Annotated in this window: 13 protein-coding genes; 6 read left to right on the forward strand and 7 right to left on the reverse strand. The window is 63.2% G+C overall.

What is annotated here, in order from left to right; translation table 11 throughout:
* Position 1: 1 nt before the first annotated feature.
* Positions 2–1228, reverse strand: a complete 1227-nt coding sequence (gene yedE, locus ACFIQF_RS07950) for a selenium metabolism membrane protein YedE/FdhT (RefSeq protein WP_393941747.1) — start codon at positions 1226–1228, stop codon at positions 2–4.
* 256 nt (positions 1229–1484) lie between these two features.
* Here yedE and ACFIQF_RS07955 point away from each other — a divergent pair, with 256 nt between their 5' ends.
* The 3 genes from ACFIQF_RS07955 to ACFIQF_RS07965 all read left to right on the forward strand — a co-directional run bounded on the left by ACFIQF_RS07955 (position 1485) and on the right by ACFIQF_RS07965 (position 5833).
* Positions 1485–2363, forward strand: a complete 879-nt coding sequence (locus ACFIQF_RS07955) for a D-hexose-6-phosphate mutarotase (RefSeq protein WP_393941749.1) — start codon at positions 1485–1487, stop codon at positions 2361–2363.
* A gap of 130 nt (positions 2364–2493) precedes the next feature.
* Positions 2494–3999, forward strand: a complete 1506-nt coding sequence (locus ACFIQF_RS07960) for an amino acid permease (protein WP_393941751.1) — start codon at positions 2494–2496, stop codon at positions 3997–3999.
* A gap of 166 nt (positions 4000–4165) precedes the next feature.
* The gene (locus ACFIQF_RS07965; protein ID WP_393941753.1) at positions 4166–5833 is read left to right on the forward strand and encodes an alpha/beta hydrolase; all 1668 of its coding nucleotides are present in this window, start codon (positions 4166–4168) and stop codon (positions 5831–5833) included.
* A 42-nt stretch (positions 5834–5875) separates the two neighbouring features.
* Here the strand turns inward: ACFIQF_RS07965 and ACFIQF_RS07970 are convergent, their stop codons facing one another.
* Genes ACFIQF_RS07970 through ACFIQF_RS07980 form a run of 3 tightly spaced genes read right to left on the reverse strand, consistent with a single transcriptional unit; the run spans position 5876 to position 9758 of the window.
* The gene (locus ACFIQF_RS07970) at positions 5876–7216 is read right to left on the reverse strand and encodes a UDP-glucose dehydrogenase family protein (RefSeq protein WP_393941755.1); all 1341 of its coding nucleotides are present in this window, start codon (positions 7214–7216) and stop codon (positions 5876–5878) included.
* Positions 7213–8223 carry an NAD-dependent epimerase gene (locus tag ACFIQF_RS07975; protein WP_393941757.1) on the reverse strand — a complete coding sequence of 337 codons (1011 nt, stop codon included), beginning with the start codon at positions 8221–8223 and terminating at the stop codon, positions 7213–7215. Before ACFIQF_RS07975 ends, ACFIQF_RS07970 begins: the two co-directional genes overlap by 4 nt.
* Positions 8220–9758, reverse strand: a complete 1539-nt coding sequence (locus ACFIQF_RS07980) for a glycosyltransferase family 39 protein (RefSeq protein WP_393941759.1) — start codon at positions 9756–9758, stop codon at positions 8220–8222. Before ACFIQF_RS07980 ends, ACFIQF_RS07975 begins: the two co-directional genes overlap by 4 nt.
* Positions 9759–9894: 136 nt before the next feature.
* On the opposite strand from ACFIQF_RS07980, the gene ACFIQF_RS07985 reads away from it, so the two are divergent.
* Positions 9895–10911, forward strand: a complete 1017-nt coding sequence (locus ACFIQF_RS07985; protein ID WP_393941761.1) for a glycosyltransferase family 2 protein — start codon at positions 9895–9897, stop codon at positions 10909–10911.
* Positions 10908–11870: a lysylphosphatidylglycerol synthase transmembrane domain-containing protein gene (locus tag ACFIQF_RS07990; RefSeq protein WP_393941763.1), complete on the forward strand. Its 963-nt coding sequence runs from the start codon at positions 10908–10910 to the stop codon at positions 11868–11870. Before ACFIQF_RS07985 ends, ACFIQF_RS07990 begins: the two co-directional genes overlap by 4 nt.
* Positions 11871–11989: 119 nt before the next feature.
* Here ACFIQF_RS07990 and ACFIQF_RS07995 read toward each other — a convergent pair whose 3' ends face one another.
* Positions 11990–13432 carry an NAD-dependent succinate-semialdehyde dehydrogenase gene (locus ACFIQF_RS07995; RefSeq protein ID WP_393941764.1) on the reverse strand — a complete coding sequence of 481 codons (1443 nt, stop codon included), beginning with the start codon at positions 13430–13432 and terminating at the stop codon, positions 11990–11992.
* Between the two features lie 317 nt (positions 13433–13749).
* Here ACFIQF_RS07995 and ACFIQF_RS08000 point away from each other — a divergent pair, with 317 nt between their 5' ends.
* Positions 13750–14181: a TonB family protein gene (locus ACFIQF_RS08000; protein ID WP_393941765.1), complete on the forward strand. Its 432-nt coding sequence runs from the start codon at positions 13750–13752 to the stop codon at positions 14179–14181.
* Positions 14182–14324: 143 nt separating this feature from the next.
* Here ACFIQF_RS08000 and ACFIQF_RS08005 read toward each other — a convergent pair whose 3' ends face one another.
* Both ACFIQF_RS08005 and ACFIQF_RS08010 read right to left on the reverse strand, forming a co-directional pair.
* Entirely contained in the window at positions 14325–15116 is a 792-nt protein-coding gene (locus ACFIQF_RS08005; RefSeq protein WP_393941767.1) for an HAD-IIB family hydrolase, read from the reverse strand.
* A 20-nt stretch (positions 15117–15136) separates the two neighbouring features.
* The gene (locus ACFIQF_RS08010) at positions 15137–16150 is read right to left on the reverse strand and encodes an acyltransferase family protein (RefSeq protein WP_393941769.1); all 1014 of its coding nucleotides are present in this window, start codon (positions 16148–16150) and stop codon (positions 15137–15139) included.
* Between the last annotated feature and the right edge of the window lie 79 nt (positions 16151–16229).

Genomic DNA, 16229 nt, shown 5'->3' on the forward strand with positions numbered 1-16229 from the left:
CTTATTGGATGGCGGGGCGGGCGCTGACAGCAGCGCTTTGCTGGCGTTGTTTGCGTTTGAAGAAATGGCGCTCCCACCACAGCACCAGCAGCAGCGAGATGGCCAGCATCACATAGGTGGCCAGCAAACCGGCTTGCGGGCCCAGGGCCTTGAGCAGGTTGATCTTGTCGTAGTTGATGGCGATGGCGGGCGCCAGGTCGTCCCACACCAGGGCCAGCAAGGTAGAGCCGATGATGTTGCCCAGGCCCACCCACCAGTAGTGCACCTGGCCTTCGACGGCGCGGTACATCCAGCCGGTCTCACAACCGCCGGCCAGCACGATGCCAAAGCCGAACAGCAGGCCGCCGATGACGGCGTTGGGGCCGGCCCAGAAGATTTTTGGGTCCAGGCCCAGCTGCACATAGCTGTACACGCCAATGGTGCCGGCGGCCATGCCGAAGATGATGGCCTTGGCCATTTGCGTGCGGCCGGTCAGCCACAGATCGCGGAAGGCCGAGGTAAAGCACACCTGGGCGCGTTCGATGATGAGGCCGAACATCAGGCCAAACAGCGCGGCAAAGCCGAGCTTGGGCGCATCAAACACCTTGGCGATGGCCCAGCAGACAAAGGCCAGAAAGAGGAACATGCCGATGCGGAAACGCTTTTTGGCCTGTGCTTCGCGTGCGGTCAGTGGTTGCGCTGCCGTCACTTTTTGCAGTTTCACGGGGATGCGGAAGATGGGCAGCATGCTCACTTTGGCGCCGATGAGCGAGCCGATGGCGGTGGCGATCGCAAAGAACCAGGCGTGCAGCGAGAACTGCGGAATGCCGGTAAAGAACGCGGCCAGGTTGCAGCCCATGGCCAGGCGCGCGCCAAAGCCGGCGATGATACCGCCGACAATCGCCTGCACCACGCGGATGCGGTGGTTGGGCATGCGCAGCTTGACGTTGTTGGCCCAGAGCGCGGCCGAGAAGCAGCCGACGAACATGCCGATGATCATCACACCATCGACGCGGGTGAGCGGTGTGCCTTCGAGGCCGATGACCTTGAAGTAGCCCCAGTTCGACAGATCGACGCCGAGGAACTGCAGCACATGGCCGCCCCAGCGGGTGAATTCGCCGGTGACCGCCCAGAAGGTGCCGGTCAGGCCAAAGTAATACGCGGACAGGACGCCGGCCGCAATCACTGCGGGCACGGGCGACCAGAAACGCACCAGGTACTGGTGTTTGAAGTTTTGCCAGGTCGTCATGTTTCTCTCTTGCCGCACGGGTGTGTGCGGCGCATTGCCCTGCCAGTGGCCAGGCTGCAGGCGTGCGCAGCGGGGCGGCAGGGATTTTTCATAGGTGCCTACAACAGAGGCAGTTGCGTCCACTGGGTTACAGCCCGGCGGACGCTGGGCGGATTATGCTCTGGGGCCTTTTTCACAGTCTTTTTCTGTGGCACCGCAGGCCCAGCCGCCACAATGGGCGCCAGACAGAAGCAACAACCGCAAGCAGGAAGCAAGCATGGAAAACACAGAGGGCTGGGCCCGTATCGTCTGGGAAGGCTTTCCCGCCTGGCACAAGGCCTGGGCCGATGGCAGCGCCCTGGTGGTGGCCGAACAGGGCGCGCAGGTGCTGTCGTGGAAAAGCGCCGACGGCCGCGAACACCTGTACCTGAGCCCGGCCAGCGCGCGCGATGGCCGCACCGCCATCCGGGGCGGCGTGCCGGTGTGCTTTCCGCAGTTCAATGTGCGCGGGCCGCTGCCCAAACACGGCTTTGTGCGCAATCTGCCTTGGCAGGTGGTGGATTGCGGCGCACAACACATCCAACTGCGCATTGCAGACAGCGCTGAGAGCCGCCAATGGTGGCCGGAGGCTTTCGAGGCCTTGCTGCGCGCAGAGTTGGTAGCTGGTGCGCTGAGCATCACGCTCGATGTGCGCAACACCGGCGGCACGCCTTGGACCATGACTTGCGCGCTGCACAGCTATTTGCAGGTGGACGAGATCACACAAACCCGCTTGGCCGGCCTGCAAGGCGCCGCTTGCTGGGACGCGCTGGCCGATACCCGCTTTGCCGAAGCCGCTGAGCACATCGATTTTGGCGCTGCCCCCGGCGCCGGTTTTGACCGGGTTTTCAGCACACCAGGCGCTGCGGGCAAGGCTTTGCTGCTGAGCCAGCCGCAAGCGCAAAGCGGCCGCCAACTGGCCATTGACAACAGCGCCAACGCCAGCGAAGTGGTGGTGTGGAACCCCGGTGCGCAGCTCAGCCGCGAACTGGCCGACATGCCCGACGAGGGCTGGCGCCAGATGCTGTGCGCAGAAGCGGCCAGCATCGATGCGCCCGTGACCGTGCCAGCAGGCGAGGCATGGCAGCTGAGGCAAACGCTAACTATTGTGAAATAGGGCGCCTTGCTTAGCGATAGCACGACAAATCGGCGGGATTAGCTTTCGCCCTACCGCACTTTTGACGCGCCAGGCGGATAATGGCGCCCTCTTTTGTTGCGTGCGCAGCCAGTAACGCTGCGCGTTTTGTATGTCGGGTTCTGTCTCCCGTTCTTCTGCCTCGTCCGCTGGCGCTGCCTCTGAGCTGCGCCGCGATCTGAAGGCGCGCCACCTGTCGATGATTGCGATTGGTGGCTCCATCGGTACCGGTCTGTTTGTGGCCTCGGGCGCCACCATTGCCCAGGCCGGGCCGGGCGGCGCTTTGCTGGCCTATGGCGTGATCGGCCTGATGGTCTACTTTTTGATGACCAGTTTGGGCGAGCTGGCCGCTTTCATGCCGGTCTCGGGCTCGTTCGCCACCTATGGTGCGCGCTATGTGGACCCGGGCTTTGGCTTCGCGCTCGGCTGGAACTATTGGTACAACTGGGCGATAACGATTGCCGTCGACCTGGTGGCGTCGCAGCTGGTGATGGCGTACTGGTTCCCCGATGTGCCGGGCTACTGGTGGAGCGCCTTGTTCCTGCTGCTGATGGTGGCGCTCAATGCCATCTCGGTGAAAGGCTTTGGCGAGGCCGAGTACTGGTTTGCCGCTATCAAGGTGGCGACGGTGCTGGTCTTCATCGTGCTGGGCGTGGCCATGATCTTCGGCATTTTGCAGGGCGGCCCGCAAGAAGGCGTCTGGGGCGCGCTGGCCACCTGGCAGGTGGGCGACGCACCGTTTGCCGGCGGCTTTGCGGCCTTGATCGGCGTGGCCATGATCGTGGGCTTCTCTTTCCAGGGCACCGAGCTGATCGGCATTGCCGCTGCCGAATCGGAGAACCCGGCCAAGAACATTCCTCGCGCTGTGCGCCAGGTGTTCTGGCGCATCCTGCTGTTCTATGTGCTGGCGATTGCGGTGATCGGCTCGCTGATTCCCTACACCGATCCGCAACTGCTGCGCAACGAGGTGGGCGACATCAGCGTGAGCCCGTTCACCTTGGTGTTCCAGAAGGCGGGCTTGCTGTCGGCCTCCGTCATCATGAACGCGGTGGTGCTGACCTCGGTGCTCTCGGCCGGTAACTCCGGCATGTATGCCTCCACACGCATGCTCTATACGCTGGCCTGCCAAGGCATGGCGCCCAAGGCGTTTGCGCGCCTGTCGAGCCATGGCGTGCCAGTGCTGGCGCTGCTGGCCACCACGGTGATGGCCGGGCTGTGCTTTTTCAGCTTTCTGTTCAGCCCCAAATCTGTCTATCTGTGGCTGCTGAATCTCTCGGGTATGACCGGCTTTATCGCCTGGTTGGGCATTGCGGTCAGCCACTACCGCTTCCGCAAGGGCTTTATCGCGCAAGGCCACGATGTGTCGCAGCTGCCTTATGTATCGCCCTGGTTCCCGCTGGGACCGATCTTTGCATTCGTGCTGTGCCTGGTAATCACGCTGGGCCAGAACTACGAGGCTTTCCTCAAAGACAAGATCGATTGGGGCGGCGTGGTAGCCACCTATATCGGCCTGCCGGTGTTCTTGCTGATCTGGTGGGGCTACCGCTGGGCCAAGGGCGCCAAAACCGTGCCTTATGCCGAGATGCGCTTTGACGGCCATCTGAGCGAGAAAAAGTGAGTGGTCAGCGCGCTCGCAAAGCGCGCTGAAGCTGGGCGGGGCGCTCCATTGTGGCAACTGCCGCCATCTGGAGTGATCCCGATTCATCGCGCTTGGGCGCATGCCAGCCCGTTATTTTTTTGCAACGCGGCGTGAAGCCTGACCCAAGATCAGGTTCAATCGCCTGATGTCCCAGCCTTCCGCCTCCCGCTCCGCCCCTTTCTGGTCAGCCCTGTGCGGTGCCGGCCTGGTGTTGGGCATGCTCTTTGTCGTTGCCTCGCTCACGCCGTCCCTCGTGCCGCGCTCGCCCCTGTTGCAAGGCGTGCTGAGTGGCTTGTGTTTTTCGGCGGGCTACGGCTGCGGCGTGCTGCTGCGGCATTTTTGGCGAATCCTGGGTTGGCCTGAGCTGCAAGGCACTGCTCGCCCCCGGATTTTGGGCGCTTTGCTGGCGCTGTGCCTGCTGGCCATGGCGGCCGCATTGTGGTGGGAAGTGGGCTGGCAGAACCGCTTGCGCGCCCTGATGCAAATGCCGCCCAACGACGGCGCCAGCCCTTGGCAGATGGCCATCACCGCAGTGCTGGTGTTTGCGCTGGTTTTGCTGCTTGCCCGCGTTCTCAAGACCCTCAAAGACCGGCTGGCCCGGCGTTTGGCGCGGCGCATTCCGGCACCCACCGCAGCGGTGCTGGCGGTGTGCGTGACGGTGCTGTTTGTCTGGATGCTGGGCAATGGCGTTTTGGTGCGGGCGGCGCTCAGCGCGCTCGACCGCAGCTACAGCGAGCTCGATGCCCGCCTCGAAGAAGACTTGCCGCGCCCGGTGGATGCACTCAAAAGCGGCGGCCCGGGCTCTTTGCTGGATTGGTCTTATCTGGGGCGCCAGGGGCGGCGCATGGTGGCCAATGGGCCAGACCGCGCGCAGATCGAGGCGCTGACCGGGCGCGCCGCGCAGGAGCCGCTGCGCGTTTATGTGGGGTTGGGGGCTGCGCCCGACCCACAGCAGCGTGCCAAGTTGGCCTTGGCTGAGCTGCAGCGCATTGGCGCTTTTGCGCGCGCCAACCTGGTGATTGCGACGCCCACGGGCACAGGCTGGATCGACAGCAACGGGCAGCAGGCGCTGGAGTATGTGATGCAGGGCGATGTGGCCACCGTCGCGGTTCAGTACTCTTATTTTGCGAGCGGCATCGCCTTGCTGACTGACCCGGACTACGGCGTGGAGACGGCGCGTGCCGTGTTTTCGACCATCTACGGGCATTGGCGCAGCCTGCCCCAAACGCAGCGGCCGCGTCTGTATTTGCAAGGGCTGAGCCTGGGCGCGTTGAACTCCGATTTGAGCCACGATTTGCTGCAGGTCATCAGCGATCCCTACAACGGTGCTTTGTGGGTGGGCGCACCTTTTCTGGCGCCGACCTGGCGCAACCTGACAGCAGCGCGCAATGCCGACTCTCCGGCCTGGTTGCCGCGGGTGGGCGATGGCTCGGTGGTGCGCTTTACTGCGCAGCGCAACCATCTGAACGAAGGCCACGCGCCCTGGGGCAAGCACCGCGTGGTGTTTTTGCAGTACGCGAGCGACGCCATCACCTTCTTCGATCCGCAAGCGCTCTGGCGCCGCCCCGATTGGATGCAGGCGCCGCTGGGCCCCGATGTGTCGCCGGACATGCGTTGGATTCCGGTGGTGAGCTTTTTGCAGCTGGCGTTTGACCTGGTGTTTTCGGATTCGCCGCTTGTGGGCTATGGCCACGTGTATGCGTTCGACCACTATGCCGACGCCTGGGTGTCCTTGGCCGAGCCCAGCGATTGGGACGCCGAGCGATTGGCATTGCTCAAAAAGCGGGTGGCACAGGTGGGCGCGAAGGACTGACGCCGAGCAAGCGCTGGTGGGCAGCTTGCCCGGTGGGTGGTATCAGTGCGCAGGCGGCACCGGCTGGCGTCCAATCGAGACATAGCCCAGGCCGTAGCTGGCGACCAGGGCCGGGTCGTACAGATTGCGGCCGTCAAAGACCATTTTGTCTTGCAGCGAGCTGGCCAGCAGATCGAAATCGGGCGCGCGGAAGAGCTGCCATTCGGTGACGATGGCCAGGCAATCGGCGCCTTGCAGCGCGTCGTCGGCCTTGTCGACCAGGCGGAAATCGGCGCGCTCGCCATAGATGCGGCGCGCCTCGTTCATGGCTACCGGGTCGTAGGCTTGTACCGTGGCACCGGCGGCCCACAGCGCTTCGAGCAGGTTGCGGCTGGGCGCTTCGCGCATGTCGTCGGTATTGGGTTTGAAGGCCAGGCCCCAGACGGCCACGGTCTTGCCCTTCACATCGCCGCCGTAGAAGGCGTTGATGCGCTCGAACAGCACGTTGCGCTGCGCCTCGTTGCGGGCTTCTACGGCGTTGAGCAGCAGCGGCTCAAAACCTGCGTCTTGTGCGGTGTGCACCAGGGCTTTCACATCTTTGGGGAAGCAACTGCCGCCGTAGCCCACGCCGGGGTAGATGAAGTGGTAGCCAATGCGCGGATCACTGCCAATGCCGCGGCGCACAGCCTCGACGTTGGCGCCCAGGCGTTCGGCCAGGTTGGCGATCTCGTTCATGAAGCTGATCTTGGTGGCCAGCATGGCGTTGGCGGCGTATTTGGTGAGCTCGGCGCTGCGCACATCCATCACCACGATGCGGTCGTGGTTGCGATTGAAAGGCGCATACAGCTCGCGCAGCCTGGCTTCGGAAGCGGGGTTGCTGGTGCCGATGATGATGCGGTCGGGCCGCTGGCAGTCGGCAACGGCGGCGCCTTCTTTCAAGAACTCGGGGTTGGAGACCACGTCAAAACCGTAATCCACACCGCGCGCGGCCAGGCCTTCGGCCAGCACGGCGCGCACCTTGTCGGCGGTGCCCACGGGCACGGTCGATTTGTTGATGACGATGCGCGGGCCGCTCATGTGCTGGGCAATGGTGCGGGCCACGGCCAGCACGTATTGCAGGTCGGCGCTGCCGTCTTCGTCGGGCGGCGTGCCCACGGCCAGGAAGATCACTTCGCTGTGCTTGACGCCTTCGGCCGCGTCGGTGGTAAAGCGCAGCCGGCCGTTGCCGTGGTTGGCCAGGACGAGCTTGTCCAGACCGGGCTCATGGATGGGGATTTGCCCCGCCTGCAGCGCGGCCACCTTGGCGGCGTCCACATCCACACAGAGCACCTGGTGGCCGACATCGGCCAGCACGGCGCCTTGAACCAGACCGACATAGCCGGTCCCAAAAACAGTTACTTTCATACGCGGTAAAACGAGCGGTACCAGTCGACAAAGCGCTGGACACCTTCTCGGACAGTAGTCGATGGGGCAAAGTTCACCCAGGCTTGCAGGGCGCGGGTGTCGGCCGAGGTGCTGTGCATATCGCCCGGCTGGATGGGCAGCATACGCTTGTTGGCGCTGGTGCCCAAGGCCGATTCCAATGCGGCGATGTAGTCCATCAGCACCGTGGGCTGGCTGTTGCCGATGTTGAAGATGCGATACGGCGCGGTGCTGGTGCCCGGGTTGGGTTGCAGCGCGTTGTAGCTGGCATCGGGCGTGGCGGGTTTGTCCAGCACGCGCAGGATGCCTTCGGCGATGTCGTCGATATAGGTGAAGTCGCGCACCAGCTGGCCGTTGCCGTATACGTCGATGGTCTCGCCCGCCAGGATGGCTTTGGTGAACTTGAACAGTGCCATGTCCGGCCGGCCCCAGGGGCCATACACCGTGAAAAAGCGCAGACCCGTGGTGGGCAGGTGGTACAGGTGCGAGTAAGTGTGGGCCATCAGCTCATTGGCCTTTTTGGTGGCCGCGTAGTAGCTGATCGGGTGGTCCACCGCATCGCTTTCGGCATACGGCATCTTGGCGTTGCCGCCGTAGACGCTGGAGCTGCTGGCATACACCAGGTGCTGCACCTGGTGCTTGCGACAGCCTTGCAAGATGTTGGCAAAGCCGAGCAGGTTGGAGTCGGTGTAGTCGTCGGGCTGGTCGATGGAGTAGCGCACGCCCGCTTGTGCGGCCAGGTGCAGTACGCGCTGTGGCTTTACCTCGTCAAACAAGGCGGCCATGCCGGCGCGGTCGGCCAGATCGAGCTGTACAAAGCGGAAGTTCGGCTGGCCTTGCAACTGCGCCAGGCGCGCGTCTTTCAAGGCCACGTCGTAATAGCTGTTGCGGTTGTCAATGCCAACCACTTGCAGGCCTTGCGCCAGCAGCCGCTGGGCGCAGTGCATGCCGATAAAACCGGCCACGCCGGTGACGAGAACAGTGTTCATGGGGAAACAGGTGCGGGCAGCCACACATACTGGTAGAGCAGGGGCGGCGTGCTGGCACGCATGTGGGTGTAGGGAATCTGCAGGGATTGCGGTTCAGGCAAGCGCTGGTGGGCAGCAACGCTGCTCCACCAATCGGGCTTGGCCTTGTCCATGCGCGCCAGCACCAGCAGGCCAACGCCTTGCTGGGCGGCTTGGGCACGCGCATTCGACAGACAGTCTGCCATGCGGTTGAATTCCGGGTTGCAGGCCGTGGCATAGGCGGCAGGGTTGCGCGAGCGCAGCATGGCGGCCACCATGTGGTCGGAGCCGACGATGACGCCCTTGCCGTCGTAACCCGCTGCAGCCAGTTGGGCGGCCAGCTCGGCCACTGGGTGGTTCAGCTCATCGGGCTTGTGCACCCAGTCCGAGTGCCAGGGGCGCAAAGTCGCCAGCGTGAGAAAAACCAGGGCGAACAACATCACGGCGCCGGTATACAGGCGGCCAGCGCCTTCGGCCAGCAGCGCCGGGCGCCAGGCCAGCAGGGCCAGCGGTGCAATGGCGGTGAGCGGCAGTACCCAGCGTTGGCGGAAGCTGCTGACATCGCCCACCACGACCATGGCGATCAGTATCAAAAACACCAGCGCCAGATAGCGCCGGAACAGCGGCCAGGCCCAGGCGCGCCAGGCAGGCGCATTGCTATCGGTGGCGCGGTATTCGGCCAGCCACAAACGGCTGCGCCAGCTGGCCAGCGCTACCAGCAGCCACAGGCCGAGAGTGGCGAACACCGCCTTGGCCAGATCGGCCAGGCCTTTGAGGTGGGAGGCCTGGGTGGAGATGTCCATCTTGTTGATGGTCTCGGTGGTGGCCTCGCGCCAGTGGTGGGCCAGCCACCAGCCATGTGGCGCAAAAATGAGCAAGCCCACCAGCGGCGCCAGCCACCAGCCTTTGCCCAGAATGGCTCGCCGCACCTGCGGCACGGTCAGCGCCACCACAAAGAACACGCCTATCAGCAGCGCAAAGCTGTACTTGGCCAGCATGCCCAGGCCGCAGAACAGGCCGAGCCAGACAAAATTGCTGGGCGCCGGCGTTTGCACCTGGCGCAAGGCCATCCACCAGGCGCCAAAGCACATGGCGGTGACGAGGATGGTGTGGGTCTGGTCGCGCACGCTGTCCCAGCCGAACGGCAGCATCAGCACCAGGCCGCCGGCCAGCCAGAAAGCGCCCTTGGCGGGCAGCAGCACGCGCCCGGTTTGCCAGGCCAGCACATAGGTCAGCACGATCAGGCTGTGTTTGACGAGCGCCAGCGCCAGCACGCTGGGCCCCAGCACCTGGCCCACGGCCCATTGCAGCCAGCTGTAGGCGGGCGGTTGCGAGCCATAGCCCAGCAAGAACTGCTGCGACCAGAGAATCTGTTCGGATTCGTCCCACTTCATGCCGCCCGAGATGGCCACCCGCGAGGCGATGTGCGCGCAGGCCAGCAAGAGCAGCCAGACCATGGGGTGCTGGCAGAGCGACTGCTGCCAGTCTTTGGGGGGAGCTGCGTGCGAAGACGTCATGAAAAAGGCGAAGACAAGGCGCCTTCAGACAGGGGCAGGTTGCCGCAAGGCGGCGCCAGCCTGTCATATCGGCAGCAGGGGCTAGGGTGAATCAGGTAGTATAGGCGACCGCTATTTTCTCAAAAGCTTCAGCGCCGTGTCTTCTCCTGCTGTTTCCATCGTCGTCCCCATCTATAACGAATTTGACAATCTGACTGCCCTGGTCGACCGGATTGACGCGGCCATGCGCTCGCAGCCGCTGAGCTACGAGCTGATCGCCGTCGATGATGGCTCCAAGGACGACAGCGCCAAGCGCCTGTTGGAGCTGGCCGCCACCCGCCCCTGGCTGCGCCCGGTGATTCTGGCGCGCAACTACGGCCAGTCGAGCGCGCTGCAGGCGGGTTTTGACCGCGTGCAAGGCAAGTATGTGGTGACGCTCGATGCCGATCTGCAAAACGAGCCCGACGATATTCCGCTGCTGCTCAACCGCCTGGAAACCGACGCCTCGGTGGACATGGTCTCGGGCTGGCGCAAAGACCGGCAAGACGCGGCCATCTCGCGCAAGCTGCCGTCCAAAATTGCCAACAAGCTGATCTCTAACGCCACCGGCGTGCAACTGCACGATTACGGCTGCGCACTCAAGGCTTACCGCCGCCACATCATCGACCGCATCCATTTGTACGGCGAGTTGCACCGCTTCATCCCGTCGCTGGCACGCGATGCCGGCGCCCGCATCACCGAGGTGCCGGTGCGCCACCATGCGCGTACGGCGGGGGTATCCAAGTACGGCATCGACCGCACCTTCCGCGTGATCCTCGACCTGATCCTGATGGTGTTTTTGATGCGCTACCGCCAGCGCCCACTACACGCCTTTGGCGGCCTGGGCCTGTGGCTGGCCACGCCGGGCTTTCTGATTCTGGCGTACCTGCTGGTCATCAAGCTCATGGGCGAGAGCATCGGCGGCCGCCCGCTGCTGATTGTGGGCGTGATGCTGGTACTCATGGGCATGACCTTTATCGCAGCCGGCCTGATTGGTGAAATGCTCACCCGCGTGTACTACGAATCGGGCGGCGGCCGCCAGTACTATGCGGACGACTACCGCATTGGCGGCACCGAAGAAGCGCCCAAAATGGTGCGGGTGGAAACCCCTCGCACCGACCGCGTGTCTGCGTGAACCGCACGCAAAAAGCCTGCATCAAGGCCTTGAGCGGCGCCCTGTTACTGGGCGCCGTTGCCTATTTTGCCGACCCGGCGGCGCTGTGGGCGCGGCTGCGCGCCGCCAACGGCTGGTGGCTGGCGGCGGGTTTGTGCGCTGCCATTGCTTCCAACATCGTCTCGGCCTGGCGCTGGCGCGCCCTGGCGCAGTGGCTGGGCGCGCACATGCGTTGGCCAGATGCGCTGCGCTGGTATTTCCAGGCCATCGGCCTCAATGCCTTGCTGCCCGGTGCCGTGGTGGGTGGCGATGTGTACCGCGCCGTGGTTTTGCAACGCACCGGCCAGGGCAAGGCCGCGGCTTCGCTGTCGGTGGTGCTGGACCGGGTGAGCGGCCTGTGGATGCTGTGTGCCATGGGTGCTGTGGGCGCTGCCATATGTGCCCCAACGCTGGCGCCCTTGTTGCGCATGCCTGCTGCTTGGTTTGTGGCCCTGCTATTGCTGGGCACGGCGTTGTGGATTGCCCTGCCGTGGCTGCTGCTGTGGTGGCTGGGCCAGCGCGATGCGAACAAGCTGCCCGGCTGGCTGCAGCCTTTGCTGCAAGCAGCGGCGCGGCCAGATTTCAACCGGCAAATGCTGGTGCAGGCTGCGTCGTCGGCCCTGGTGCAGGTATTGTCTGCAGCCGCTCTGGCTTTGGGCGGGTTGGCGCTGGGCATCCAGTTGCCGGTGGCTGTGTGGGCGTTTGCCATGGCCCCCATCTTTTTAATGGCGGCCTTGCCAGTGAGCGTGGGCGGCTGGGGCACGCGCGAGGCGGCCAGCGCCATGGCTTTGGGGCCGTTTGGCGTGCCCGCTGCCTTGGCCGTGGGCGTAGGTCTGATTTACGGCGTGTATGCGTTGGCGCAAGGCGCTTTGGGTGCGCTGGCCTTTGGCTTGCCCAGCCGCAGCGAGCGCGAAGCGGATGCCGCCGACCGTCGCGCCTGATGACAGGGCCGGCATACGGTTCAAGCTGATCGAATGCTATTGAATAAATAGCAAACTATAAAAAAAGCAAGTCCGCAGACTTGCTTTTTTGTGGGCTGCCAGGGGCAGCAGGGCCGGTTTTACACCGCGGTGATCGAAACCGCCTTGGCGTTCAGGTAGGCCTCCATGGCTTCTGGGCCGCCTTCGCTGCCGTAGCCCGAATCCTTGATGCCGCCGAAGGGGAACTCGGCCGTAGGCGTGGCTGCTTGGTTGATCCAGATCATGCCCGATTCCACCTGGTTGCTGATCATCTGCACGTTCTTGTACGAGCGCGTGTAGGCGTAGGCGGCCAGGCCGTAAGGCAGGCGGTTGGCTTCGGTGATGGCTTCTTCCAGCTTGTCGAAGGTGCGGATGGCAGCGATGGGGCCGAAGGGCTCGTCGTTGAACACCGACGCGTTCATGGGCACGTCGTCCAAAATCGTGGGAGCGAAGAAGTTGCCTTCGCTGCCCACGCGTGCACCGCCGGTCGCCACCTTGGCACCCTTGGCAGCTGCGTCTTCCACCACCTTGGCCATGGCGGTCAGGCGGCGGGCGTTGGCCAGCGGGCCGAGCGTGGTGCCTTCCGCCAGACCGTCGCCGAGCTTGAGGCTCTCGGCGCGCTTGACAAAGGCGGCCACGAACTCGTTCTTGACCGAGCTGTGCACCAAAAAGCGGGTGGGCGAAATGCAAACCTGGCCGGCGTTGCGGAACTTGGCCGCTGTAATCGCCTTGATGGCCAGATCCACATCGGCGTCTTCGGCAACGATCACCGGCGCGTGGCCGCCGAGCTCCATGGTCACGCGCTTCATGTGCGCGCCAGCCAGGGCTGCCAGCTGCTTGCCGACGGCGGTTGAGCCGGTGAAGGTGACCTTGCGGATGATCGGGTGCGGGATCAGGTATTCCGAAATTTCAGAGGGCGAGCCGTACAGCAGTCCGATCACGCCCTTGGGAATGCCGGCGTCCACAAAGCACTGCAGCAGAGCGGCAGGCGATGCCGGGGTTTCTTCTGGTGCCTTCACCAGGAAGGAGCAGCCCGTGGCGAGCGCGGCGCCCAGCTTGCGCACCACCTGGTTGATGGGGAAGTTCCAGGGCGTGAAAGCCGCGATTGGGCCCACCGGCTCTTTGATCACCAGCTGCTGCACGTTGGCCACGCGGGCGGGCACGATGCGGCCATACACACGCAGGCCTTCGTCGGCAAACCATTCGATGATGCCGGCACCGGCCACCACTTCGCCCTTGGCTTCGACCAGCGGCTTGCCTTGCTCTTGCGTCAGCAGGCGGCCGATCTCGTCGGCGCGCTCGCGCAGCAGGACCGCTGCCTTGCGCATGATGGCGGCGCGCTCGATGGCGGGCATCAGGCGCCAGACGTTGAAGCCCGCTTGCGCGGCCTCCAGGGCGCGGTCCATGTCTTTCTTGGTGGCGTGGGCCACCTTGCCAATGGTCTTGCCAGAGGCGGGGTTCACCACATCAATGGTCTTGCCGTCGGAAGCATCACACCATTCGTTGTTGATCAGCAGTCGGGTATCGGGATACGCAGTCGTCATTGCCGTTGTTCCTTGAGGTCTTGAAGGGTCCAGTGATCTTGCCGCTGCGAGGCAGCTCTAGCCAGGCTGGCTGGGGCAGGCGGACTCAGCAATGCTAACCGCAAGCCCAAGCCAGCGCAGTCGCCAACAGGCTATGGGCAGCAGCGGGGCAGGGTCGGGCCTGATTTCTCCACAATGTGGCCACAGTGCCGTGGTAAAACACGGGATTCGCCGCATCGGTGGCTCGTCAAGTCGGCGCCTGCGCTGCAGTGCACCGATAATGCGCCCAGGGCTTTGCCTTGCCTAGCCACCCTGAGACTCTTGGAAGCTTTCAAACCATGTCTTTGATTCGAATCAGTTCTGCCGTTGTGACCGTGCTCGCCGCCATGCTGGCAGGCTGCGCTACCCAGGAAGCGGCCAAGCCCGCCGAGCCTGCCGAAGCCAAGGCGACGGCTGCTGCCGCCAATGCGGCCTTGCCCGCTGCCGGCTGCGCAGGCAATGCTTGCGATACCGCGCCACAGTTGTTGACTGGCGCCTCGCCCCGCTACCCCTATCCGGCCGGCGTGTTGCCACAGCCCGCCAGTGTGCGCGTGCAGTTTGTGGTGAACACGGACGGCAGCGTCAGCGATGTGAAGACGCTGACGGCCACCTCCAAAGAGATGGCAGCCGAGGTGGAGCGCGCCGTGAAGCTGTGGCGCTACAAGCCGGCCATGAAGGCCAACCAGCCGCTGAAAGTGATTCTGCAGCAGCAGTTCGACTTCAAGCCTTGAGCGGTTTGCGCTCACAGGCGCCAGCTGAGTGACGGGCTGGCCGCCTGCTGGTCGGGAGACCGAAGCCGGGCAGACCCGTTGCTCAATGAAAAAGCGCTCATCCGCAGGGATTGAGCGCTTTCTCTAGAGTCGGTGATCAGGAATCAAGCGGCCGGCTGCACAGCGCAGATGCGTTCGGCCAGTTCGATAAAGCCGGCGCCGCGCTCGCTGGGCGTCACATAGCGCGGCAGGTGCTGGAGCTGGGGCACAAAGCGCGCAATATTGGCCACGCCAAAGCTGTTGTCGAAATGCTCGAACATCAGCTGGTCGTTGGTGGAGTCGCCGATGTAGCACCACTGCTTCAGCTCAGCATCGATATCGCGGCCCAGCAAGGTCTGCACGATCCAGCGTGCGCCTTCGAGCTTGTTGTGGTTGCCAAACCAGCCGTTGATGTGGATGGAGCTGACCGTGGCGTTCATGCCCGCGTCCTTCATGATCTGCACGCACTGGTCGATCTGCGCTTGCGGCAGATGCGTGAATTCGCTGTGGTCCACCGCAATATCGCACTCACGGCCGGCCGAATCAGTAGCGCGCTTGGCGCCCGGCACGGTGGCTTCGATCTGGGCCAGCACCGCTTGCATCTTGGCAAAGTTGGCCGTGCGCGTGGCCTCATCTTGTTGGTAGAGCTTGTCCAAACCGCCACTGGCATTGCGGCGCAAGGCCACAGCGCCGTTCTCGGCGACGATGGCGTCCACCGGCCAGGTCTGCGCAAACGGCACGCTCCAGCCCACCGGACGCCCGGTGATCGGGATCACCGCCAGCCCTTTGGCCTTGAGCGCGGCAATGGCCGCCACCACCGGCGCGGGCACAGCGCCATCGGTGGTCAAGGTGTCGTCGATATCGGTGAGCAGACCGACGATGGAAGTCGCCGGCTGCCATTGGTCTAGAGGCAGCATGAAAAATCAGAACGAAGAATTTAGCGCAGATAGCGCTTGAGACGTAGCGTGGGTGCTTCCACCAACTGCCAGGACAGCCAGCCCGCGATCAAGGTGAGCACGGTGACGATGAACAAACTGGCGGTAAATCCCAGGTCGGGCCATAGGGCATATACGCTTTGCTGAATTGGGAAGGCATACAGATACACCCCATAAGACACATCTCCAAATCTCCCTGCTTGAGACAGCACGGGCCACGACGAGGTTCCAATACTAATCAAAATTGCCGGAAGAAAGAGAAGCAGTGCCGAATATTTGAATCCTGCCAAGTAGGTTGCAGCAGCAATCACAGAGGCCAGTAGAGCATAACGCCAGCGGTGCTGCAGAAACTGTGTTTTGAAGGTAGCGATGAGGGAGCCGAAGGCAAAATAGGCCGGGAACTCATAGTGGTGATCCATTATGCCCGTCAGGTCCATCGTCTTGTTGGTCAGAAACCAAGCCAAATAGCCAATGCAAGCCAACAACCACACTCCTTGCCAGCGGAGCAGCCCGAAAAAACCACAGGCTGCCAGAATCGCGTAGCAACTCACTTCGATTGGGATAGTCCACAGTGGCCCGTTAACTGAGTTAGAGAGCGGGTTGGTTGCAAATACGCCCGGTAGTAAGAAACGCGTTTGGAGTTGGATGTTGCGCAGATAGTCCCAGGTGGCGCCGTGGTGCACGTACTCCGATAACGAAAGCGTGGTGAAACTGGGGCCTAGTGCCAAGCTCGCCAGCAACACAACGACTATGAGTGCAGGCCATATACGAAGCACCCGCTTTCCAATAAATAACCAAAGCCGAGGATGCGTCTGCCAGCTGAGCGTGACTAGGTAGCCACTAATGACAAAAAAAGTCATGACTGCAACGCCACCAATCATGGCTACATTCATCCACAACGGCGGGGGTGTTGCTGTGACGGGATATTGGTGGCTGTAAAGAACAGCGAGGGCAGCGAGCAGTCGTAGGGCGTCAAAGTTATTGGACGGATATTGTGCTGGCTTTGTGTAATGCATACAGAAGCGTCATGCTATAGCTGTGTACTTATTATTTTTGACCGATGAGAATTTTTAATAGGAAGTATGCGAAATGAGT

Origin of the sequence: Comamonas trifloxystrobinivorans (genome assembly GCF_043359985.1) — a bacterium.
GTDB classification, from domain to species: domain Bacteria; phylum Pseudomonadota; class Gammaproteobacteria; order Burkholderiales; family Burkholderiaceae_C; genus Comamonas; species Comamonas trifloxystrobinivorans.

What these genes read in the sequence shown, in the direction of transcription:
- yedE (WP_393941747.1), bottom strand. Translation starts at nt 1,228, where the DNA reads ATGACGACCTGGCAAAACTTCAAACACCAGTACCTGGTGCGTTTCTGG.
- ACFIQF_RS07955 (WP_393941749.1), top strand. Translation starts at nt 1,485, where the DNA reads ATGGAAAACACAGAGGGCTGGGCCCGTATCGTCTGGGAAGGCTTTCCC.
- ACFIQF_RS07960 (WP_393941751.1), top strand. Translation starts at nt 2,494, where the DNA reads ATGTCGGGTTCTGTCTCCCGTTCTTCTGCCTCGTCCGCTGGCGCTGCC.
- ACFIQF_RS07965 (WP_393941753.1), top strand. Translation starts at nt 4,166, where the DNA reads ATGTCCCAGCCTTCCGCCTCCCGCTCCGCCCCTTTCTGGTCAGCCCTG.
- ACFIQF_RS07970 (WP_393941755.1), bottom strand. Translation starts at nt 7,216, where the DNA reads ATGAAAGTAACTGTTTTTGGGACCGGCTATGTCGGTCTGGTTCAAGGC.
- ACFIQF_RS07975 (WP_393941757.1), bottom strand. Translation starts at nt 8,223, where the DNA reads ATGAACACTGTTCTCGTCACCGGCGTGGCCGGTTTTATCGGCATGCAC.
- ACFIQF_RS07980 (WP_393941759.1), bottom strand. Translation starts at nt 9,758, where the DNA reads ATGACGTCTTCGCACGCAGCTCCCCCCAAAGACTGGCAGCAGTCGCTC.
- ACFIQF_RS07995 (WP_393941764.1), bottom strand. Translation starts at nt 13,432, where the DNA reads ATGACGACTGCGTATCCCGATACCCGACTGCTGATCAACAACGAATGG.
- ACFIQF_RS08000 (WP_393941765.1), top strand. Translation starts at nt 13,750, where the DNA reads ATGTCTTTGATTCGAATCAGTTCTGCCGTTGTGACCGTGCTCGCCGCC.
- ACFIQF_RS08005 (WP_393941767.1), bottom strand. Translation starts at nt 15,116, where the DNA reads ATGCTGCCTCTAGACCAATGGCAGCCGGCGACTTCCATCGTCGGTCTG.
- ACFIQF_RS08010 (WP_393941769.1), bottom strand. Translation starts at nt 16,150, where the DNA reads ATGCATTACACAAAGCCAGCACAATATCCGTCCAATAACTTTGACGCC.